The organism is Phocaeicola salanitronis DSM 18170 (genome assembly GCF_000190575.1).
In the GTDB taxonomy this organism is placed as follows: domain Bacteria; phylum Bacteroidota; class Bacteroidia; order Bacteroidales; family Bacteroidaceae; genus Phocaeicola; species Phocaeicola salanitronis.
Window position 1 is genome coordinate 2,914,088 of record NC_015164.1, and the last position, 21,258, is coordinate 2,935,345.

Consider the following 21,258-nt stretch of genomic DNA (forward strand, 5'->3'; position numbering starts at 1 on the left):
AGCATTTTCTTTCTTATATTTGTATCATCTTATTAATGCTGAAAAAACTATGCTACATTTTGAAAGTGATTATCTGGAAGGTGCTCATCCGTTGGTTTTAGAGCGGTTGATGCAGACGAATATGGAGAAGACTCCGGGGTATGGAACGGATTGCTATTGCGAAGCGGCACGGGAGAAAATACGCCGGGCGTGCGGTGCGCCTGAGGCGGAAGTGCATTTCATGGTAGGCGGCACTCAGACCAATGCTACCATGATAACGGCTATGCTTCGTCCGTATGAAGGCGTGATAGCAGCCGAAAGCGGGCACATCAACCAGCACGAGGCAGGTGCCGTTGAGGCCGGAGGACATAAGGTGTTGGCATTGCCCCATGCCGAGGGCAAGCTTTCGGCTACGGATGTAGACCGTTACATTACAGATTTTTATCAGGGCCCGAGCTGGAGCGCAATGGTTGCGCCGGGTATGGTGTACATTTCGCACCCTACGGAATACGGCACGCTTTATACATTAGGTGAACTGGAAGCTTTGTCAGCGGTATGCCGCAAGCATCATGTGCCTTTGTTCTTAGACGGGGCGCGGCTGGGATATGCTTTGGCATCTGCCGGTACGGATGTAACGTTGGAAGCAATCGCTTCGCTTTGTGATGTGTTTTATATTGGTGGGACGAAAGTCGGAGCCTTGTTTGGCGAGGCGGTGGTCCTTCCTCGTCCGGGGCAGGTGAAACAACTGGATACGATTATCAAGCAACGGGGAGTTTTATTGGCTAAGGGACGTTTGCTCGGGCTTCAGTTTGATACCCTTTTTACCGGCGGGCTTTATATGCGCATTGCCCGGCATGCGATTGAGCTGGCAGATAAGATTGTAAGGGCGTTGAAAGAAAAGGGATACCGTTTCTTGGTGACACCTCAGAGCAACCAGCTGTTTGTGGTGATGGAAAACAGGCAATGGGAACGCATTTCTGCCCAGGTAGGGCTGGAAGTGTGGGAATATCCGGACGAACATCATACCGCGGTGCGCATTGCTACCAGTTGGGCTACCCGCGAGGAAGATGTGGATGCATTAATCGGGATGCTTTGATGGATGAAGAATGAGGAATGAAGAATTCCATGCGGACGCAGCGATTCTTCATTCTTCATTTTTCATTTATTTGTACCACGATGCATACATCAGGTATCCGTTTGCGATTTTCTGGTTCAGTTCCTTGCTTTGGGCAGGGTCTACTCTCTTGATGAACTTTGCCGGGACACCTCCCCAGAGGGTATGCGGTTCGATAATGGTATGGGAGAGCACCAGTGCGCCGGCGGCTACGATGGCGCCTTCGCCCACTACGGCATGGTCGAGCAGGGTAGCTCCCATTCCGATAAGGGCATTGTCGTGTATGCATGCCCCGTGAAGCGTGACGTTGTGTCCGATAGACACATCATTGCCGATTTCTACGGTCGATTTTTCATAAAGCGTATGCAGCACGCTCCCGTCTTGGATATTTACCCGGTTCCCGATGCGTATGGAGTTGACGTCTCCTCGCAAGACCGTGTTGAACCAGATACTGCAATCGTCTCCCATTATGACATCGCCAATGATTGTGGCATTGTCGGCAAGGAAACAATTGTTCCCTATTTGAGGAGTGAATCCTCTTACAGATTTGATTAAAGCCATTGTTCAGATAAGTTTAAAAGTGAAACATAACGGGTTGGCAGGTTGGGTTATATGCCTGCGTCTCCTGCACGATTAGTAATCGTATATCTGTACGATTAGTAATTGTCATGCCGTACGATTACTAATCGTGCAGGTGATGCAGTTATCCGCACCGGGCGGCGCAGCTATAAGGAAGTGTGCGGATGCCTATCTGCCTTGCTTGGCTCAGATAGGTGCGGTGGCACCTTCCAGCCATTTTTGTTCTTCGGGGTTCAGCAATGGGGCGAGCTCCTGGTACACTTTCCGGTGGTAGGCATTCAGCCACGCTTTTTCTTCGGGTGTCATCATGTCGGGACGGATCGGCTTCTTGTCGATGGGACAAAGTGTCAGCGGTTCGAATTTATAAAACTCCCCGAACTCGGTGGTCTGGCTGGGCACGATGAGCATGGTGTTTTCGGTGCGCACGCCATATTGCCCGGCACGGTAGATGCCCGGTTCGTTGGTTATGGTCATGCCGGGTAGGAGTGGAGCCGGGATATGGTTCATGCGTATCTGGTGAGGCCCTTCGTGTACATTCAGGAAATGTCCTACGCCGTGTCCGGTGCCGTGCCCGTAATTGATTCCGGCTTTCCACATGAATTGGCGGGCGAGCACGTCGAGCTGAGTGCCGCAGGTTCCTTCCGGGAATTCGGCTTTGGAGAGAGCGATGAATCCTTTTAATACTAAGGTGTAGTCGGTGCGTTGCGCTTCGGATACCGGTCCGAGGGCGATGGTTCGGGTGATGTCGGTAGTTCCGTCGGTATATTGTGCTCCGCTGTCCAGCAAGAGAAGCCCTTCAGGCTTTAATGTGGATGCCGATTCGGGCGTTGCTTCATAATGGACGATGGCTCCATGTGCCTGGTATCCGGCAATGGTGTCGAAACTGATGCCTTGGAACAGGTCTTGCCCGGAACGGAATTCGTATAATTTCTCGTCGATGCTGGTTTCGGTCTCTTTCCCGCTCTGCACGGCTTGCTCCAGCCACATCAGGAAGCGTACCATTGCCACTCCGTCGCGTTTCATCGCTTCGTGGAAACCTTTGATTTCGGTTTCGTTCTTGATGGCTTTCATGTATTTGACGGGGGAGTCCGTCCGGATAACGGAAACGGAAGAAGGGATGGAGGCGGATAACGCGTAGTTCGTTTCGGGAGGTACCAGCAGGCTTTTTCCCGTGAAATGGGTGATTTCATCGGCTATTCCGGCATAGTCTTTGGTTTGAATCCCGTTTCCAGAAAGGTATGCGCTTACTTCGGGGGTGAGTTTCCGGGGCGAGATGAAAAGGGTCACCTCGTCGGGCGTAATGAGCAGATAACTGATGAATACCGGATTGCAGTGCACGTCGTTTCCCCTGAGGTTGAGTGTCCAGGCTATTTCATCGAGTGCGGAAACCAGGATGCTGTCGGCATTGCATTGGTTTAGATGCCGGCGTATGGCTTGTATCTTCTCGGATGCGGATATGCCTGCGTAAGCCAACGGGAGTATATGTGCCGGGCTTTCCGGCAGGTTGGGGCGGTCTTCCCACATGTGTGCGAAAGGGTCTTCGGTGATTGTCAGTTGTAAGCCGTAAGATTTGAGTTCCGTGCGCAAGGCAATTGCCTCTTCGGTGGTGTTCACCCATCCGTCGATGCCCACTTCGCTTCCGGGAGGAAGTACGCTTCCCAGCCATTCGGGGATAGAAGGGGTTTCCGGCATCCGCTCTTTGAATAAGGTGATGCCGGTGTCTTTCAATTGCTCTTCCGCCTGAAGGAAGTAGCGCGAGTCGGTCCAAAGCCCTCCTATATTATATAAGGTGATGACTGCCGTTCCGGCTGAGCCTGTAAATCCTGAAATCCATTTGCGCGACTCCCAATGTCCGGGCACGTATTCGCCCGAATGCGGGTCGGTGCTGGGGACGATGAATGCGGCAAGCCCTCTTTCTTTCATAAAGGCCCGCAAGGCTTCGATTCTTTCTCTTATTTCTGTCTTAGTATCCATCTTTTGCGTAATTAAGGTTTGTATACGGGAAACAAAGATACAATTTCCGTGTCATATTTAATAAAATCTGACGGAAAGTTTTGTAAATAAAGAAAGTATATGTAATTTTGCGCCGCGAATTGACTATGCAAAATAATTTAATAACAACATATTAATTTTTTAAAACATGATTGTAGTACCAGTAAAAGAAGGCGAAAACATTGAAAAAGCGCTGAAGAAATTCAAAAGAAAATTTGAAAAAACAGGTGTTGTAAAAGAATTGAGACGCAGACAACAGTATGACAAACCGTCTGTATTGAAACGTTTGAAGATGGAACATGCCATCTACGTTCAAAAAATGCATCAAACAGAAGAATAATTTCCGCGAAATTCTTTGAATTATTGAATTCTTTTTCATAAATTCGTTGCTGTAAATGATAAAGGCGATATTTTTATGTTGAAAGAATCTTTCCTGAAGTATCTTCAGTTCGAAAAGAACTATTCCGAGAAGACGGTAGTCAGTTACGGAATCGATCTTTCGGGCTTTGAGGCATACTTTAAGGCGGTGGATGAAACATTGGACTTTGCTACGGTCGATGCGGATGTCATCCGGGGATGGGTCGTCTCATTGATGGATGAAGGGTATGCCGCTTCTTCGGTAAACCGGAAGCTGAGTTCGCTGCGTTCTTTTTATCGTTATCTGTTGCGCGAGAAGGTGGTTTCGGTAGACCCTGTCCGGAAGGTGACAGGTCCTAAAAAGAAGAAACCGTTGCCTGTATTCGTGAAAGAGGCCGATATGGACAGGCTGCTTGACGCTGAATGCGGGACTGATTTTGAAAGTGTCCGGAATAAGGCGATTGTGGCTGTTTTCTACGAAACGGGCATCCGGCTCTCGGAACTGATAGGTTTGAAAGACGCAAATGTGGATTTCTCGGCAGGCACGATTAAAGTGACGGGGAAGAGGAATAAGCAACGCGTGATTCCTTTTGGCGAGGAATTGGAAAATATTCTGCAAGTTTATCTTTCTGCAAGAAACGAATATTGCCATACAGAGTGCGAAGCGTTTTTTGTCCGTAAGGAAGGAAAGGCAATGTATCCGGGTATGGTGTATTTGTTGGTGAGACAAAATTTGTCGAGGGTTGTTGCGCTGAAGAAGCGAAGTCCTCACGTGCTGAGGCATTCTTTCGCGACGGCGATGCTGAATAATCAGGCAGGGCTGGAGGCGGTGAAGGAACTGTTGGGGCATGAGAGTCTGACTACGACTGAAATCTATACGCATACAACTTTCGAAGAATTAAAAAAAGTTTATCAACAAGCTCATCCAAGAGCGTAAAAAAAGGAGGTTTTTATGGAAGTAAGAATTCAATCCATTCATTTCGATGCATCTGAGAGGCTGGAAGCTTTTATTCAGAAGAAGGCAGAGAAGTTAGAAAGATTTTGCGATAATATAAAGAAAGTAGAGGTGTCATTAAAAGTCGTAAAGCCGGAAACAGCTATGAATAAGGAAGCTGGAGTTCGCGTATTGGCGCTGAATACAGAGTTTTACGCTGAAAAAGTATGTGATACATTTGAAGAATCCATCGATGTATGTATGGAGGCCTTGTCGAAACAATTGCTGAAAGCAAAAGAAAAACTGCAAGGAAAATAAAAAAATCACGGTAAAAGTTTTGTGATTCAAAAAATATATCTAACTTTGCAGCCGCTAAGCTACGAAAGCGGTGTGGCTGCAAAGTTTTAATTTGCCTCTTTAGCTCAGTTGGCCAGAGCACGTGATTTGTAATCTCGGGGTCGTTGGTTCGAATCCGACAAGAGGCTCGAAGTAAAGAAAAGTTGGGCAAATACCAGAGTGGCCAAATGGGGCAGACTGTAAATCTGCTGGCTTACGCCTTCGGTGGTTCGAATCCATCTTTGCCCACTTGATGACATGCGGAAGTAGCTCAGTCGATAGAGCATTAGCCTTCCAAGCTGAGGGTCGCGGGTTTGAGTCCCGTCTTCCGCTCTCTTTCTTTTCTTCTTTGCTGTTATAGCTCAGCGGTAGAGCACTTCCTTGGTAAGGAAGAGGTCCCGGGTTCAAGTCCCGGTAACAGCTCGCGAATATATATTAATGTGTAAATACTGATTATTAATCAAATAAACAAATAGTAAAGCTATGGCTAAAGAGAAATTTGAACGTTCAAAACCGCATGTTAACATCGGTACTATCGGTCACGTTGACCATGGTAAGACTACTTTGACCGCTGCCATTACTACAGTATTGGCTAAGAAAGGTCTCTCTGAAATGCGTTCTTTCGATTCTATCGACAACGCTCCTGAAGAAAAGGAAAGAGGTATTACAATCAACACTGCTCACGTTGAATATCAGACTGCAAACCGTCACTATGCACACGTTGACTGTCCGGGACACGCCGACTATGTGAAGAACATGGTAACTGGTGCCGCTCAGATGGATGGTGCAATCATCGTGGTTGCTGCAACTGATGGTCCGATGCCTCAGACTCGTGAACATATCTTGTTGGCTCGTCAGGTAAACGTTCCGCGTTTGGTTGTATTCTTGAACAAATGCGATATGGTTGACGATGAAGAAATGTTGGAACTGGTAGAAATGGAAATGCGCGAACTGCTGTCATTCTATGACTACGATGGTGACAACACTCCGATTATCCGTGGTTCTGCATTGGGTGCTTTGAATGGCGTTCCTCAATGGGAAGAAAAGGTAATGGAATTGATGGATGCTGTAGACAGCTGGATTCCTCTGCCTCCGCGTGATGTAGATAAACCGTTCTTGATGCCGGTTGAAGACGTGTTCTCAATCACTGGTCGTGGTACTGTTGCTACAGGCCGTATCGAAGCAGGTCGTGTAAAAGTTGGCGACGAAGTTGAAATCTTGGGTCTGGGCGAAGACAAGAAATCAGTTGTAACTGGTGTTGAAATGTTCCGCAAGATCTTGGATGAAGGCGAAGCTGGTGATAACGTAGGTTTGTTGCTCCGTGGTATCGACAAGAACGAAATCAAACGTGGTATGATTTTGTGTCACCCGGGTCAGGTTAAGGCTCACTCTAAGTTCAAAGCTGAGGTTTATATCCTGAAGAAAGAAGAAGGTGGCCGTCACACTCCGTTCCACAACCACTATCGTCCTCAGTTCTATCTGCGTACTATGGACTGTACAGGTGAAATCTCTTTGCCAGAAGGAACAGACATGGTAATGCCGGGTGATAACGTAACTATCACTGTAGAATTGATTTATCCGGTTGCATTGAACGTAGGTTTGCGTTTCGCTATCCGCGAAGGTGGACGTACAGTAGGTGCTGGTCAGATTACTGAAATTCTTGACTAATTAGAGAATTAACTCATTATTATATAGTTCCCGGACTTGTCTTCGGGAACTATTTTTACGGGAATAGCTCAGTTGGTAGAGCATCGGTCTCCAAAACCGAGTGTCGGGAGTTCGAGTCTCTCTTCCCGTGCTAAATTGATAAGAATATGTTTAAAAAGATAACGAATTATTGTAAAGAATCTTACGACGAACTAGTCCATAAAGTATCTTGGCCTACTCGTAAAGAACTTTCTAGTAGTGCAGTAGTTGTTTTATATGCTTCCCTGCTTATTGCACTCGTTGTTTTTCTTATGGATTCTGCCTTCCAGTTCATCATGGAAGATGTTATCTATCCGCACTCATAAACAGTTAGAAAATGTCTGAGATTGAAAAAAAATGGTACGTGCTTCGTGCTGTGAGTGGTAAGGAAGCCAAGGTGAAGGAGTATATTGAAGCAGAAATGCGGAATACCGAACTTGGCGAATACGTATCTCAGGTATTGATCCCTACCGAGAAGGTATATCAGGTTCGCAATGGTAAAAAGATTGTGAAAGAAAGAAGTTATCTTCCGGGGTATGTCTTGATAGAGGCTGCATTGGTCGGTGAAGTTGCTCACCAGTTGAGGAACATTACTAACGTAATCGGCTTCTTGGGCGGTTTGGATCATCCGGTGCCTTTGAGACAATCAGAGGTTAACCGCATATTGGGTACGGTAGACGAACTGCAAGAAGTAAGTGAGGACATGAATGTGCCTTATGCCGTAGGAGAAACAGTGAAAGTTTCTGTGGGACCGTTTAGCGGATTCAGTGGTGTCATTGAAGAAGTGAGCGCGGAAAAGCGGAAACTGAAAGTGATGGTCAAGATATTCGGACGGAAGACTCCGCTCGAATTAGGCTTTACGGATGTGGAAAAGGAATAAGGGCATTTTGTTACGTGCTGTTGTTCCCTTCGTTAATTACACTTATATTAAAAATTAAAGAAATGGCTAAAGAAGTTGCTGGACTAATCAAATTACAGATTAAAGGAGGCGCTGCAAATCCATCTCCTCCCGTTGGACCTGCCTTAGGTTCTAAGGGTATTAACATTATGGAGTTTTGCAAGCAATTCAACGCCAGAACCCAGGACAAGGCAGGCAAGGTATTGCCTGTAATCATTACCTACTACACAGACAAGTCTTTTGACTTCGTGATTAAGACTCCTCCTGTAGCGATTCAGTTGCTTGAGGCTGCGAAGATTAAGAGTGGTTCTGCTGAGCCTAATCGTAAGAAAGTCGCAGAGTTGACTTGGGATCAGATCCGTACGATTGCTCAGGATAAGTTGGTTGACTTGAACTGTTTTACTGTTGAGGCTGCTATGACAATGGTAGCAGGTACAGCTAGAAGTATGGGTATCGCTGTAAAAGGTGACTTCCCGGGTAATAATTAATTAACTTCAATTCACAATGGGTAAACTGACAAAAAATCAAAAGTTGACTGCAGGTAAAATTGAAGCAGGGAAAGCATACTCACTGAAGGAAGCTGCGGAATTGGTAAAAGAAATCACTTATACCAAGTTTGACGCTTCGTTAGATATCGACGTACGTTTAGGTGTAGATCCTCGTAAAGCTAACCAAATGGTAAGAGGTGTCGTATCTCTGCCTCATGGTACTGGTAAGCAGGTTCGTGTACTTGTTTTGTGTACGCCGGATGCTGAAGCTGCTGCAAAAGAAGCAGGTGCTGACTATGTTGGTCTTGATGAATATATAGATAAGATCAAAGGTGGATGGACTGATGTGGATGTTATCATCACAATGCCGTCTATTATGGGTAAAATTGGTGCTCTGGGTCGTGTGCTCGGTCCTCGTGGCTTGATGCCGAACCCGAAGAGCGGAACTGTGACTATGGATGTAGCTAAAGCTGTTAAGGAAGTTAAGCAAGGTAAGATTGACTTTAAGGTTGACAAGAACGGTATCGTTCATACTTCAATCGGTAAGGTTTCTTTTACTCCTGAACAGATTCGTGAGAACGCGAAGGAATTTATCGCAACTATCATTAAACTGAAGCCGACTACAGCTAAAGGTACTTATATTAAGAGTATTTATCTTTCAAGTACTATGAGTAAGGGTATTAAGATTGACCCGAAATCAGTAGACGAGAATCAATAATAAGGAGGAATCATGAGAAAGGAAGATAAAGGCGTAATTATTAGTCAGTTAGCTGATGCCGTAAAGCAATATGGACATTTCTACCTGGTAGATACAACTGCAATGGATGCAGCCGCTACCAGTGATTTGCGTAGAAAGTGCTTTAAAGCCGGCATTAAGTTGGTGGTTGTGAAGAATTCATTGCTTCACAAGGCTTTGCTAAGCTTGGATGTTGATTATTCACCCTTATTTGATTCTTTGAAGGGTACTACTTCGGTAATGTTTTGCGAAGTAGCCAATGCCCCTGCAAAATTGCTGAAAGAATATAAAGAAGGTGTACCTGCACTGAAAGCTGCTTATGCAGAAGAAGGTTTCTATATCGGTGCGGAACAATTGGAAGCCTTGGCAACTATCAAGAGCAAGAACGAAGTTATCGCAGATATCATTGCTTTGTTGCAATCTCCTGCGAAGAATGTGGTTTCGGCTCTTCAATCTGGTGGCAACACCATTCATGGAGTTCTTCAGACACTTGCAGAACGTCCTGAATAACAACTTTAATATTTTTCAATTAGTAACAAACATTTAAATTTCATACAAAAATGGCAGATTTGAAAGCTTTTGCAGAACAATTAGTTAACTTGACAGTAAAAGAAGTTAATGAACTTGCAACTATCCTTAAAGAAGAATATGGTATTGAACCTGCTGCTGCAGCTGTAGCTGTTGCTGCTGGTCCCGCTGCTGCTGGTGCAGCTGCTGCTGAAGAAAAAACTTCATTCGATGTAGTTTTGAAGAGTGCAGGTGCTGCTAAATTGCAGGTAGTTAAAGCTGTTAAAGAAGCTTGTGGTCTTGGTTTGAAAGAAGCAAAAGACTTGGTTGACGGAGCTCCTAGCACAGTAAAAGAAGGCTTGGCTAAAGACGAAGCTGAATCTTTGAAGAAAACTCTGGAAGAAGCTGGAGCAGAAGTTGAGCTTAAATAATATTAGCCTGTTAAACAGGTAATCCGGTTAAGAGTCCTCTTCCGAGGATTCTTAACCTTTTTGCGTCTACACAGGTTTTTACTCCTGAAATTAACAAATTAACTCCATACAGATGTCTTCAAATACAAATAACCAACGAATTAATTTTGCTTCTATTAAGAATCCGATGAAGTATCCGGATTTTTTGGAAGTGCAGTTGAAGTCATTTCAAGACTTTTTGCAATTGAACACGCCGCCTGAAAAACGTAAGAATGACGGCTTGTATAAGGTATTTGCCGAAAATTTCCCGATTGCAGATACACGTAACAATTTCGTATTAGAGTTTCTTGATTATTACATTGATCCGCCTCATTATACCATTGATGAATGTTTGGAGCGTGGATTGACGTATAGTGTCCCCTTGAAGGCTAAGCTGAAACTTTATTGTACCGATCCTGACCATGAGGATTTTGATACAGTCATCCAAGATGTATTTTTGGGCCCTATTCCGTATATGACCCCCAAAGGCACTTTTGTCATCAATGGAGCTGAACGCGTTGTCGTTTCTCAATTACACCGCTCTCCGGGTGTGTTCTTCGGACAAAGCATTCATGCCAATGGCACCAAGTTATACTCTGCCCGTATCATCCCGTTTAAAGGTTCTTGGATAGAATTTGCTACTGACATTAATAATGTCATGTATGCTTATATCGACCGTAAGAAGAAATTGCCTGTAACCACATTGTTGCGTGCTGTCGGATTCGAGAATGATAAAGATATCCTCGAAATCTTTAATCTGGCAGAAGATGTAAAGGTAAATAAGGCTAATCTGAAAAAGATTATCGGGCGCAAGTTGGCTGCGCGTGTTTTGAAGACATGGACAGAAGACTTTGTAGATGAAGATACCGGTGAAGTGGTTTCTATCGAACGTAATGAGGTAGTAATCGACCGCGAAACAGTTATCGAACCGGAACACATCGATTTGATTTTAGAGTCTGGTGTCCAAAATATACTTGTTCATAATGAAGAAGCTAACGCTTCGGATTATTCTATTATATTCAATACTTTACAGAAAGACCCGAGCAACTCGGAAAAAGAAGCTGTATTGTATATCTATCGCCAGTTGCGTAATGCCGATCCGGCTGATGATGCAAGTGCAAGAGAAGTGATTAATAACCTGTTCTTCTCGGAAAAGCGTTATGATTTAGGTGAAGTCGGCCGTTATCGTATCAATAAGAAATTGAATCTTGATACGCCGATGGATGTCAAGGTCTTGACCAAGCAGGATATCATTGAGATTATCAAGTATCTGATTGAACTGATTAACTCGAAGGCGGATGTAGATGATATCGACCACTTGAGCAACCGCCGTGTACGTACGGTAGGAGAGCAGTTGTCCAATCAGTTTGCAATCGGGCTGGCACGTATGTCCCGTACAATCCGTGAACGCATGAATGTGCGCGACAATGAAGTGTTTACTCCGATAGATTTGATTAACGCGAAGACTATTTCTTCGGTTATCAATTCTTTCTTTGGAACGAATGCTTTGTCTCAGTTTATGGACCAGACAAACCCGTTGGCGGAAATTACACACAAGCGCCGTTTGTCTGCATTAGGTCCCGGAGGTTTGTCGCGTGACCGTGCCGGATTCGAGGTGCGTGACGTACACTATACTCACTATGGCCGTCTGTGTCCGATTGAGACTCCTGAAGGTCCGAACATCGGTTTGATTTCTTCTTTGTGTGTATATGCGAAAATCAACGATTTAGGCTTTATCGTCACTCCTTACCGTAAGGTGAAGGACGCTACAGTCGACTTGTCTCCGGAAGGCATTGAATATTTGTCTGCCGAAGAAGAAGAAGACAAGATCATTGCACAGGGAAATGCGCCATTGAATGATGACGGTACATTTATCCGCGATAGAGTAAAAGCTCGTCGGGATGCCGATTATCCTGTAGTTACTCCCGATCAGGTTGAACTGATGGACGTATCTCCTCAACAGATTGCGTCAATTGCCGCTTCGTTGATTCCGTTCTTGGAACACGACGACGCGAACCGTGCGTTGATGGGTTCGAACATGATGCGTCAGGCAGTGCCTTTGTTGAGAACAGAGGCTCCGATTGTGGGTACAGGAATCGAAAAGCAGTTGTGTGAAGATTCTCGTACGCAAATTGCGGCAGAAGGGGACGGTGTCATCGAATTTGTTGATGCGACAACCATCCGTGTATTGTATGACCGTACTCAGGAGGAAGAGTTTGTTAGCTTTGAACCGGCATTGAAAGAATACCGCATTCCGAAATTCCGTAAGACGAACCAAAGCATGACCATTGACTTACGCCCGATCTGTAATAAAGGCCAGCGCGTGAAGAAAGGCGATATCCTGACTGAAGGTTATTCTACCGCAAACGGTGAATTGGCATTGGGTAAGAACTTGCTGGTCGCTTACATGCCGTGGAAGGGATACAACTATGAGGATGCGATTGTACTGAACGAACGCATGGTGCGTGAAGACATTTTGACTTCAGTACATGTCGATGAATATATCTTGGAGGTCCGCGAAACGAAGCGCGGTATGGAAGAGTTGACTTCTGATATTCCGAATGTAAGTGAAGAAGCGACCAAAGACTTGGATGAAAACGGTATCGTACGTATCGGCGCACGCATCGAGCCGGGCGATATCTTGATTGGTAAGATTACTCCAAAGGGAGAATCAGACCCTTCACCAGAAGAAAAACTGTTGCGTGCAATCTTCGGTGATAAAGCAGGTGATGTAAAGGATGCCTCTTTGAAAGCTTCTCCTTCATTGCGGGGTGTAGTAATCGACAAGAAGTTATATTCTCGTGTAATCAAGACACGTAGTGAGAAGAATGCAGACAAGCAGATACTTCCGAAACTGAATGAAGAGTTCGAAGAAAAGGCGGCTGCATTGAAAGAGATTCTTGTAGAAAAACTGTTGGTACTGACCGAAGATAAGGTTTCACAAGGAGTGAAAGACTATTTGGGTACCGAAGTGATAGCTAAAGGCGCTAAGTTTATCAAACATGACTTGGAATCTTTGGACTATACCGTGATTCAGTTGAGCAAATGGACTTCGGATGCTCATAAGAATGAGATGATTCGTGATTTGGTAATGAATTATCTGAAGAAGTATAAGGAATTGGATGCCGAGTTGAAGAGAAAGAAATTCGCTTTGACTATCGGTGATGAATTGCCTTCAGGTATCATTCAAATGGCGAAAGTTTATATTGCGAAGAAACGTAAGATCGGTGTCGGCGATAAGATGGCGGGCCGTCACGGTAATAAAGGTATCGTGTCGCGCGTAGTCCGTCAGGAAGATATGCCGTTCTTGGCAGACGGAACTCCGGTGGATATTGTATTGAATCCGTTGGGTGTGCCTTCTCGTATGAACATCGGTCAGATTTTCGAAGCTGTACTTGGACGTGCCGGTAAAGAATTGGGCGTGAAGTTTGCGACTCCGATTTTTGACGGCGCTACATTGGACGATTTGGATAAATGGACGGATAAGGCAGGTCTGCCGCGTTATTGCAAGACTTATTTGTATGACGGTGGTACAGGCGAACAGTTTGACCAGCCTGCTACGGTGGGTGTGACTTACATGTTGAAGCTGGGTCACATGGTAGAAGACAAGATGCACGCGCGTTCTATCGGTCCGTACTCTTTGATTACTCAACAGCCGCTTGGCGGTAAAGCACAGTTTGGTGGACAGCGTTTCGGAGAAATGGAGGTTTGGGCAATTGAAGCATTCGGTGCGGCTCACGTTCTTCAGGAAATCCTGACAATCAAGTCGGATGATGTTGTCGGACGTTCGAAGGCATACGAGGCCATTGTAAAAGGTGAACCGATGCCTACTCCGGGTATTCCCGAATCGTTGAATGTCTTGCTGCATGAACTGAGAGGTCTTTGCTTGAGTATTACATTGGAATAATAGTTAATTTTGAAAATAAGAAAGTATGGCTTTTAGAAAAGATACTAAGATAAAAAGTAATTTCTCGAAGATTACGATCGGATTGGCGTCACCTGAGGAAATCTTGGAAAACTCGTATGGTGAAGTGCTGAAGCCGGAAACTATCAATTACCGTACTTATAAGCCGGAACGTGACGGTTTGTTTTGCGAACGCATTTTCGGTCCGGTGAAAGACTATGAATGCCATTGCGGTAAATACAAACGTATCCGTTATAAAGGAATCGTCTGCGACCGGTGTGGTGTAGAAGTGACAGAAAAGAAAGTGCGTCGTGAACGTAGCGGGCATATACAGCTGGTAGTTCCTGTTGCACATATCTGGTATTTCCGTTCTTTGCCGAATAAAATAGGTTATTTGTTAGGCTTGCCTACCAAAAAGCTGGATGCTGTTATTTATTACGAACGTTACATCGTGATTCAGCCGGGTGTAAAAGCTGAAGACGGTGTCAATCAATATGATTTGTTGTCTGAAGAAGAATATCTTGACATTATGGATACGCTTCCGAAGGACAACCAATACTTGGAAGATACCGACCCGAACAAGTTCATCGCCAAGATGGGTGCGGAAGCTATCTACGACTTGCTGGTACGTCTGGATTTGGATGCGCTTTCATACGAGCTGCGTCATAAGGCAAACAATGACTCTTCGCAGCAGCGCAAGAACGAGGCTTTGAAGCGTCTGCAGGTAGTAGAATCATTCCGTGCGTCTCGTGGACGTAACAAGCCGGAATGGATGATTGTACGTATCGTGCCGGTTATCCCGCCCGAACTTCGTCCGCTGGTTCCGCTGGACGGTGGCCGTTTCGCTACGTCCGACCTGAATGACTTGTACCGTCGTGTGATTATCCGTAACAATCGTCTGAAACGATTGATTGAAATCAAGGCTCCGGAAGTTATCTTGCGTAACGAAAAACGTATGTTGCAGGAAGCTGTTGATTCGTTGTTCGATAATTCACGTAAGTCGAGTGCTGTGAAGACGGATGCCAACCGTCCGTTGAAATCATTGTCCGACAGCTTGAAAGGAAAGCAAGGACGTTTCCGTCAGAACCTGTTGGGTAAGCGTGTCGACTATTCTGCCCGTTCGGTTATCGTCGTTGGTCCGGAATTGAAGATGGGCGAATGCGGTATTCCGAAACTGATGGCTGCCGAACTGTACAAGCCGTTTATCATTCGCAAGCTGATTGAACGCGGTATCGTGAAGACCGTGAAGTCTGCAAAGAAGATTGTAGACCGCAAGGAGCCGGTTATCTGGGATATCCTGGAACATGTAATGAAAGGCCATCCGGTATTGTTGAACCGTGCGCCGACATTGCACCGTTTGGGTATTCAGGCATTCCAGCCGAAGATGATCGAAGGAAAGGCTATCCAATTGCACCCGTTGGCTTGTACGGCGTTCAATGCCGACTTCGACGGTGACCAGATGGCTGTTCACTTGCCTCTGAGCAACGAAGCTGTACTGGAAGCGCAATTGCTGATGCTTCAATCGCACAATATCTTGAATCCGGCTAATGGTGCGCCGATTACCGTGCCTGCACAGGATATGGTATTGGGATTGTATTACATTACCAAGATACGTAAAGGGGCTAAAGGTGAAGGACTGATTTTCTACGGACCGGAAGAAGCCTTGATTGCTTATAACGAAGGTAAGGTAGACATCCACGCCGAAATCAGCGTTTTGACGAATGATTTGGATGAAAACGGCAATATCGTCAAGAAGATGATTAAAGAGACATCTGTCGGACGTATTATTGTCAATGAACTGGTTCCGGACGAATGCGGATACCTGAACATGATTATTTCTAAGAAATCATTGCGCGATATCATTAGTGATGTAATCAAGAAAGTGGGTGTGGCTCGTGCTTGCGAATTCTTGGATGGTATCAAGAATTTGGGATATCAAAAGGCATTCGAAGGCGGATTGTCATTCAACTTGGGCGATATCATCATTCCGAAGGAGAAAGAAGAACTGATTAAGCGTGGTAATGAGGAAGTGGAACAAATCATGATGAACTATAACATGGGTTTCATTACCGACAACGAACGTTATAATCAGGTTATCGATACATGGACACATGTCAACAGCGACTTGTCCGACATCTTGTATAAGACGATTAAGAACGATGACCAAGGGTTCAACTCTGTATTCATGATGTTGGATTCCGGTGCCCGTGGTTCTAAGGAACAGATTCGTCAGTTGTCTGGTATGCGTGGTTTGATGGCGAAGCCGCAGAAGGCAGGTGCCGAAGGCGCACAGATTATTGAAAACCCGATTCTTTCGAACTTTAAGGAAGGTCTTTCGGTGTTGGAGTACTTTATCTCTACCCACGGTGCCCGTAAAGGTCTTGCCGATACCGCGTTGAAGACAGCCGATGCCGGATACCTGACCCGTCGTCTGGTTGACGTGTCACACGATGTGATTATCAATGAAGAAGACTGCGGTACCTTGCGCGGACTGGTTTGCACGGCATTGAAGAACAACGATGAAGTTATCGCTACGCTGTACGAACGCATCTTGGGACGTGTGTCGGTACACGATGTGATTCATCCTACGACCGGAAAGCTGATTGTAGCTTCGGGCGAAGAGATTACCGAAAGCATTGCCGAGGAAATCGAAAACTCTCCGATAGAAAGCGTGGAAATCCGTTCGGTATTGACGTGCGAATCGAAGAAAGGTGTCTGTGCGAAGTGTTACGGACGTAACCTTGCTACCAGCCGTATGGTTCAGAAAGGTGAAGCGGTCGGAGTCATTGCCGCACAGTCTATTGGTGAGCCGGGTACTCAGTTGACATTGCGTACCTTCCATGCCGGTGGTATTGCCGGTAACATGGCAGCCAATGCAAGCATCGTGGCAAAGAATGACGCGCGTCTGGAATTCGAAGAACTGCGTACGGTAGATGCTGTAGAAGAAACCGGCGAACCGGTGAAGATTGTGGTAGGCCGTTTGGCGGAAGTCCGGTTTATTGATGTCAATACGGGCATTGTATTGTCTACCCACTATGTACCATACGGTTCTAAGCTGTATGCTTCAGACGGTGAAGTGGTAGAGAAGGGCAAGCTGATTGCCAAGTGGGACCCGTTCAATGCCGTTATCGTAACCGAGGTTGCAGGTAAGATTGCATTCGAGTCGGTTATCGAGAATGTAACGTATAAGGTAGAATCGGATGAGGCTACCGGTTTGCGTGAAATCATCATTACAGAGTCGAAAGACAAGAACAAGATACCTTCATTGCATATCCTTGATGAAAATGGCAATGAAATCCGTACGTACAACTTGCCGGTAGGCGGACACGTGGTAGTAGAAGACAAGCAAATCGTGAAGGCGGGTGATATTCTGGTGAAGATTCCGCGTGCCGTAGGTAAGGCGGGCGATATCACCGGTGGTTTGCCTCGTGTGACAGAGTTGTTCGAGGCACGTAATCCGTCCAATCCTGCTGTGGTATCTGAAATCGACGGTGAGATTACCATGGGTAAGATCAAACGTGGTAACCGTGAAATCATTGTGACTTCAAAGACCGGTGATGTGAAGAAGTATCTGGTAGCATTGTCCAAGCAGATTCTGGTACAGGATAATGACTATGTACGTGCCGGTACTCCGTTGTCCGACGGCGCCATTACGCCTGCCGATATCCTGGCGATTAAAGGTCCTACGGCTGTACAGGAATACATCGTTAATGAAATCCAGGACGTTTATCGTCTGCAGGGTGTGAAGATTAACGATAAGCACTTCGAGATTATCGTACGCCAGATGATGCGCAAGGTACAGATTGACGAGCCGGGAGATACCCGTTTCTTGGAGCAACAGGTGGTAGACCGTCTGGAATTCAATGAAGAGAACGACCGTATCTGGGGCAAGAAAGTTGTGGTTGACGCAGGTGATTCGCAGAACCTCCAGCCGGGGCAGATTGTTACGGCACGTAAGTTGCGTGACGAGAACAGTATGCTGAAACGCCGCGACCTGAAACCGGTGGAAGTACGTGATGCTGTTCCGGCAACTTCTACGCAGATTCTGCAAGGTATTACCCGTGCCGCATTGCAGACTTCCAGCTTCATGTCGGCAGCATCCTTCCAGGAAACGACGAAGGTGCTCAACGAAGCGGCTATCAACGGTAAGGTAGACCGTCTGGAAGGTATGAAGGAGAATGTGATTTGCGGTCACTTGATTCCTGCAGGTACCGGACAGCGCGAGTTCGACAAGATTATCGTAGGCTCGAAAGAGGAATACGACCGTATCCTTGCCAACAAGAAGAATGTGCTTGACTATAACGAAGTAGAATAATCATTATCTCTTTGGTGTTTATCATAGAAAGCTCCCGCCCGTCAAGGGTCGGGAGCTTTTTTTATCCATGCGTTTTTCCCTCTGCTTGCTTTTGAAGTCTGAAGGAAATGGCTAACTTTGTGGACGGATAAACTTGAGGCTATGGATATATTCCTTATCATATTAGGTGTCATTTGTCTGGTGGCGGGTATGCTGGGGTGTGTGCTTCCGTTACTTCCCGGACCTCCGCTTGCCTATGTCGGCATGTTGTTGTTTCATTTCACCGGGCGGTTGCAGTTTACTCCGGTGCAGTTGGTTGTGTGGGCTGTATTGGTTGTTCTGGTGCAGGTGCTCGATTACGTGATACCGATGTTGGGGACGAAGTATGCCGGAGGCACCAAATGGGGCAATTGGGGATGTGTCATCGGTACGGTAGCAGGCTTGTTCTTTCCGCCTTGGGGAATTATCCTCGGTCCTTTCGTTGGAGCGGTTATCGGTGAGTTGGCGGGAGACAAGAACCTGAAAGATGCCTTGCGCTCAGGGTTCGGCTCTTTGGCGGGCTTCTTGTTCGGAACAGTTGTCAAGCTGGCATTGTGCGGTTATTTCGTTTGGCAATTCCTTGTAGCCTTCTGAGTTTGTTGGAGGATGGTCAGTCAGAAATGAAATGCGAATATTTCTAAGCCTGTACACATGGCGGTGCGGGCTGGGAGTTAGATGCCAATACCTCTTGCATTGTTTTTGGATGCGGCAGTTTGTGTCGCCCGATGCGGTTAGCTGCTTTCCTGTCAGCATCTATCTGCGTTTTCAGTCCTCTATAGCCAGTACTGCTGTCCTGACAGGTCAGGACTCCAGTCCTTGCCCGCTGGGACTGCAGTCCTTGCTGGGAGGACTGGGAAGAGGAGCAGGATGTGTCGGGCGAAGCAAGCTTTTGCGTTGTCGGATGAGGTTTATTGGCAGAAGGGATAAATATGATGAACTGTTGTGTTCCAGCGTATTGAATTGTAAATCCTGTATGGTGGATTTTAAAAAATTGTTATACCTTTGCAGGCATAAAAGGACAAGCCATGAAACCGAATGCCGTAACCTGCCTATTGTTGATTTTCTGTGTGATGAACCTGTTCTTCGGCTGCTCTCAGCGGAAAGCCGCCCCTTTGCCCGAACTGGAGCAGGCGGAAGCGGTGATGTTCGACTATCCCGACAGCGCCTTGCGTATTTTAGAATCTATGCCCATGCCTGCCGATAAGGAGCAGCATGCCTTGTGGTGCCTGTTGGTGACGCAGGCGAAATACAAACAATACCTTCCTATCACTTCCGATTCGTTGATTCGTATCGCGTACGATTATTACAAGCTTACGGATAATGCCCGGCGTAAGGCGATGGCGGCACTTTATATGGGTAATGTGAATTACGAATTGCAGAAGATAGAAACCTCCATGGCTTATTATTTGGAAGCGAAAGATGAAATGGTACATACCGATGATTATACCTTGGGATATTTGGTAATGTCCAGTCTTGGCGATTTATACCTTTACAGGGACTTGACAGATTATGCATTAGAGGTGATTCAAAAGTCGTATGATTATGCCGTGAAAACGCCTTATTTAAAATATAAAGCTTATGCTTTAAGAGATATGGCAAGAGTCTATGCAGTAAAAGACCGATTGGATTCGGCTATTGTTTATTATAATAAGGCTATAGGGGAAACTCAAAAAGCGAATTTGTCGGATTTGGAGCAAGCGTTTAAAAATGAATTGGCATCTATCTATATTTTATTAGGGGATTCCAGAAAGGCATTGGATTTAAAAAAAGAAGTCATTGAAAGCCCTTATCGCACCGCTCAGATCTATTATGGCATGGGAGTGGCTTATATAAATGTGCACGAATACGATTCAGCCTATTATTGCTTGAATCGGGCATTGGGCGCTTCAAATATTTATACGCGTGGTGCGGTTTACCAAAGCTTGTTGTCTTTAAGCAAACGTTGCCCGCAATATCGGGACTATGCGCTTCAGTACAGCGATTCCTTACGTTTTTATGAGGATTCCATCCGTTCGATAGACAAGAGCAAGGAAATCGTTGTTTACCAGGAGCAGATAAAGCAGGAGAAGCTGAAGCTGGAAAAAGCCAATGCCACCCGCTGGCTCTTGGTTTCGGTGCTGGCGGGCGTGGTGCTTCTCGCCTTGCTGGTCTACGTCTACCAACGCCGTAAAATCGTCCTGCACCGCAAGGAAGAGGAACTGAACCGTCTGGGCTTGCGGCTTCACGAGCATGAATCGCTGATGGACCGGAACAACGCTTACATTGCGGAACTGGAAGCGCAGATAGCCGAGGGGCGTGAGGCTTCGGACCAGTTGGGTGAGCAAGAGGAAACGCTTGCCTCCCTACGTAAGGAAAACGATTCCTTGCGCCGTGATGCGGACCGCTTGCGTAAGGAAATGGAGAAGCTCCGCCTCCCTTCGGAAGAGTCGGGAGGTACGGAACGCATCGCCGCAGAACTTCGCCAGACCAGGCAGGAGAACGAGGAGCTCCGCATCCGCATGCTGGAACGATACCCCGAGCTTTCCTCCCTCCATGCCCATCCGGTGTACCTTCAGGCGGAAGGCATGTCACGGCTCCGCCAGATATGCGATACGGTGTACGGGGGCTTTTGCCGGCGTCTCTCGCAATCCGTCCCTTCGCTGAGTGAGTACGAGGTGGAGCTGTGCTGCCTGATCAAGCTCCGCTTCACAGTCGGTGAGATAGCCGCCCTGCTGGGCATTTCCCCTTCCTCGGTCTCTACCAGCAAGCACCGTGTGAAGAAGAAAATCTATTCGTGCTTCGGCATCACGGACAAGAAGAGCCTGGACTTATGGGTTTGGGAAGCCTGAACATGCCGCATCTGTATAGATTCGGATTTCCTTAAAATGGGTAATCTGTTTATTATAAGCTGTTTGTAGGATTGTCGCTGTATAGATGGATTTCTTGTTTCATCGGATAATAGTCTTTAACTTTGCGCCAAACAAAAC

At 46.2% G+C, this 21,258-nt stretch carries 17 protein-coding genes and 5 tRNA genes; 20 read left to right on the forward strand and 2 right to left on the reverse strand.

Annotated elements, in window-relative coordinates:
* Positions 1 to 49 precede the first annotated feature (49 nt).
* A complete protein-coding gene (locus tag BACSA_RS12575; RefSeq protein WP_013618466.1) occupies positions 50 to 1,075 on the forward strand; it encodes a threonine aldolase family protein in 1,026 nt (341 codons plus the stop codon).
* Positions 1,076 to 1,141: 66 nt separating this feature from the next.
* Here the strand turns inward: BACSA_RS12575 and BACSA_RS12580 are convergent, their stop codons facing one another.
* Entirely contained in the window at positions 1,142 to 1,654 is a 513-nt protein-coding gene (locus tag BACSA_RS12580; RefSeq protein WP_013618467.1) for a gamma carbonic anhydrase family protein, read from the reverse strand.
* A gap of 204 nt (positions 1,655 to 1,858) precedes the next feature.
* The gene (locus BACSA_RS12585; RefSeq protein WP_013618468.1) at positions 1,859 to 3,646 is read right to left on the reverse strand and encodes an aminopeptidase P family protein; all 1,788 of its coding nucleotides are present in this window, start codon (positions 3,644 to 3,646) and stop codon (positions 1,859 to 1,861) included.
* A gap of 166 nt (positions 3,647 to 3,812) precedes the next feature.
* Between BACSA_RS12585 and rpsU the strand changes: the two genes are divergently transcribed.
* The 19 genes from rpsU to BACSA_RS12675 all read left to right on the forward strand — a co-directional run bounded on the left by rpsU (position 3,813) and on the right by BACSA_RS12675 (position 21,120).
* Positions 3,813 to 4,004, forward strand: a complete 192-nt coding sequence (gene rpsU, locus BACSA_RS12590) for a 30S ribosomal protein S21 (protein WP_013618469.1) — start codon at positions 3,813 to 3,815, stop codon at positions 4,002 to 4,004.
* A 75-nt stretch (positions 4,005 to 4,079) separates the two neighbouring features.
* A complete protein-coding gene (locus BACSA_RS12595; RefSeq protein WP_013618470.1) occupies positions 4,080 to 4,958 on the forward strand; it encodes a tyrosine-type recombinase/integrase in 879 nt (292 codons plus the stop codon).
* A gap of 15 nt (positions 4,959 to 4,973) precedes the next feature.
* Positions 4,974 to 5,273: a ribosome hibernation-promoting factor, HPF/YfiA family gene (gene hpf, locus BACSA_RS12600; RefSeq protein ID WP_013618471.1), complete on the forward strand. Its 300-nt coding sequence runs from the start codon at positions 4,974 to 4,976 to the stop codon at positions 5,271 to 5,273.
* 93 nt (positions 5,274 to 5,366) lie between these two features.
* Positions 5,367 to 5,440, forward strand: a tRNA-Thr gene (locus BACSA_RS12605).
* A gap of 17 nt (positions 5,441 to 5,457) precedes the next feature.
* Positions 5,458 to 5,540: transfer RNA gene (locus BACSA_RS12610), tRNA-Tyr, on the forward strand.
* A gap of 11 nt (positions 5,541 to 5,551) precedes the next feature.
* Positions 5,552 to 5,624: transfer RNA gene (locus BACSA_RS12615), tRNA-Gly, on the forward strand.
* Positions 5,625 to 5,642: 18 nt separating this feature from the next.
* A tRNA-Thr gene (locus tag BACSA_RS12620) sits at positions 5,643 to 5,714 on the forward strand.
* 60 nt (positions 5,715 to 5,774) lie between these two features.
* The gene (gene tuf, locus BACSA_RS12625) at positions 5,775 to 6,959 is read left to right on the forward strand and encodes an elongation factor Tu (protein ID WP_013618472.1); all 1,185 of its coding nucleotides are present in this window, start codon (positions 5,775 to 5,777) and stop codon (positions 6,957 to 6,959) included.
* 57 nt (positions 6,960 to 7,016) lie between these two features.
* A tRNA-Trp gene (locus BACSA_RS12630) sits at positions 7,017 to 7,089 on the forward strand.
* 16 nt (positions 7,090 to 7,105) lie between these two features.
* Entirely contained in the window at positions 7,106 to 7,303 is a 198-nt protein-coding gene (secE, locus tag BACSA_RS19410) for a preprotein translocase subunit SecE (RefSeq protein ID WP_013618473.1), read from the forward strand.
* Positions 7,304 to 7,314: 11 nt separating this feature from the next.
* Entirely contained in the window at positions 7,315 to 7,857 is a 543-nt protein-coding gene (gene nusG, locus BACSA_RS12635) for a transcription termination/antitermination protein NusG (RefSeq protein WP_013618474.1), read from the forward strand.
* Between the two features lie 62 nt (positions 7,858 to 7,919).
* The gene (gene rplK / locus BACSA_RS12640) at positions 7,920 to 8,363 is read left to right on the forward strand and encodes a 50S ribosomal protein L11 (RefSeq protein WP_013618475.1); all 444 of its coding nucleotides are present in this window, start codon (positions 7,920 to 7,922) and stop codon (positions 8,361 to 8,363) included.
* A 16-nt stretch (positions 8,364 to 8,379) separates the two neighbouring features.
* Positions 8,380 to 9,081, forward strand: a complete 702-nt coding sequence (gene rplA / locus BACSA_RS12645) for a 50S ribosomal protein L1 (RefSeq protein WP_013618476.1) — start codon at positions 8,380 to 8,382, stop codon at positions 9,079 to 9,081.
* Between the two features lie 12 nt (positions 9,082 to 9,093).
* On the forward strand, positions 9,094 to 9,609 hold the full coding sequence (rplJ, locus tag BACSA_RS12650; protein ID WP_013618477.1) for a 50S ribosomal protein L10: 516 nt from the start codon (positions 9,094 to 9,096) through the stop codon (positions 9,607 to 9,609).
* Between the two features lie 50 nt (positions 9,610 to 9,659).
* Positions 9,660 to 10,037 (forward strand): 50S ribosomal protein L7/L12, encoded by a 378-nt coding sequence (gene rplL / locus BACSA_RS12655; RefSeq protein WP_007564160.1) that lies wholly within the window; start codon positions 9,660 to 9,662, stop codon positions 10,035 to 10,037.
* Positions 10,038 to 10,149: 112 nt separating this feature from the next.
* Positions 10,150 to 13,962, forward strand: a complete 3,813-nt coding sequence (gene rpoB, locus BACSA_RS12660; RefSeq protein ID WP_013618478.1) for a DNA-directed RNA polymerase subunit beta — start codon at positions 10,150 to 10,152, stop codon at positions 13,960 to 13,962.
* A 25-nt stretch (positions 13,963 to 13,987) separates the two neighbouring features.
* Positions 13,988 to 18,274: a DNA-directed RNA polymerase subunit beta' gene (gene rpoC / locus BACSA_RS12665; RefSeq protein ID WP_013618479.1), complete on the forward strand. Its 4,287-nt coding sequence runs from the start codon at positions 13,988 to 13,990 to the stop codon at positions 18,272 to 18,274.
* A 141-nt stretch (positions 18,275 to 18,415) separates the two neighbouring features.
* Complete coding sequence (locus BACSA_RS12670; protein WP_013618480.1) at positions 18,416 to 18,886, forward strand: DUF456 domain-containing protein; 471 nt, start codon at positions 18,416 to 18,418, stop codon at positions 18,884 to 18,886.
* A gap of 431 nt (positions 18,887 to 19,317) precedes the next feature.
* On the forward strand, positions 19,318 to 21,120 hold the full coding sequence (locus BACSA_RS12675; protein ID WP_013618481.1) for a sigma-70 region 4 type 2: 1,803 nt from the start codon (positions 19,318 to 19,320) through the stop codon (positions 21,118 to 21,120).
* Positions 21,121 to 21,258 lie beyond the last annotated feature (138 nt).

Coding starts and splice junctions, on each gene's coding strand:
- tuf (WP_013618472.1), top strand. CDS start 5,775: ATGGCTAAAGAGAAATTTGAACGTTCAAAACCGCATGTTAACATCGGT.
- rplK (WP_013618475.1), top strand. CDS start 7,920: ATGGCTAAAGAAGTTGCTGGACTAATCAAATTACAGATTAAAGGAGGC.
- BACSA_RS12595 (WP_013618470.1), top strand. CDS start 4,080: ATGTTGAAAGAATCTTTCCTGAAGTATCTTCAGTTCGAAAAGAACTAT.
- rpoC (WP_013618479.1), top strand. CDS start 13,988: ATGGCTTTTAGAAAAGATACTAAGATAAAAAGTAATTTCTCGAAGATT.
- secE (WP_013618473.1), top strand. CDS start 7,106: ATGTTTAAAAAGATAACGAATTATTGTAAAGAATCTTACGACGAACTA.
- rpoB (WP_013618478.1), top strand. CDS start 10,150: ATGTCTTCAAATACAAATAACCAACGAATTAATTTTGCTTCTATTAAG.
- hpf (WP_013618471.1), top strand. CDS start 4,974: ATGGAAGTAAGAATTCAATCCATTCATTTCGATGCATCTGAGAGGCTG.
- rplJ (WP_013618477.1), top strand. CDS start 9,094: ATGAGAAAGGAAGATAAAGGCGTAATTATTAGTCAGTTAGCTGATGCC.
- BACSA_RS12670 (WP_013618480.1), top strand. CDS start 18,416: ATGGATATATTCCTTATCATATTAGGTGTCATTTGTCTGGTGGCGGGT.
- nusG (WP_013618474.1), top strand. CDS start 7,315: ATGTCTGAGATTGAAAAAAAATGGTACGTGCTTCGTGCTGTGAGTGGT.
- BACSA_RS12580 (WP_013618467.1), bottom strand. CDS start 1,654: ATGGCTTTAATCAAATCTGTAAGAGGATTCACTCCTCAAATAGGGAAC.
- BACSA_RS12585 (WP_013618468.1), bottom strand. CDS start 3,646: ATGGATACTAAGACAGAAATAAGAGAAAGAATCGAAGCCTTGCGGGCC.
- BACSA_RS12575 (WP_013618466.1), top strand. CDS start 50: ATGCTACATTTTGAAAGTGATTATCTGGAAGGTGCTCATCCGTTGGTT.
- rpsU (WP_013618469.1), top strand. CDS start 3,813: ATGATTGTAGTACCAGTAAAAGAAGGCGAAAACATTGAAAAAGCGCTG.
- rplA (WP_013618476.1), top strand. CDS start 8,380: ATGGGTAAACTGACAAAAAATCAAAAGTTGACTGCAGGTAAAATTGAA.
- rplL (WP_007564160.1), top strand. CDS start 9,660: ATGGCAGATTTGAAAGCTTTTGCAGAACAATTAGTTAACTTGACAGTA.
- BACSA_RS12675 (WP_013618481.1), top strand. CDS start 19,318: ATGAAACCGAATGCCGTAACCTGCCTATTGTTGATTTTCTGTGTGATG.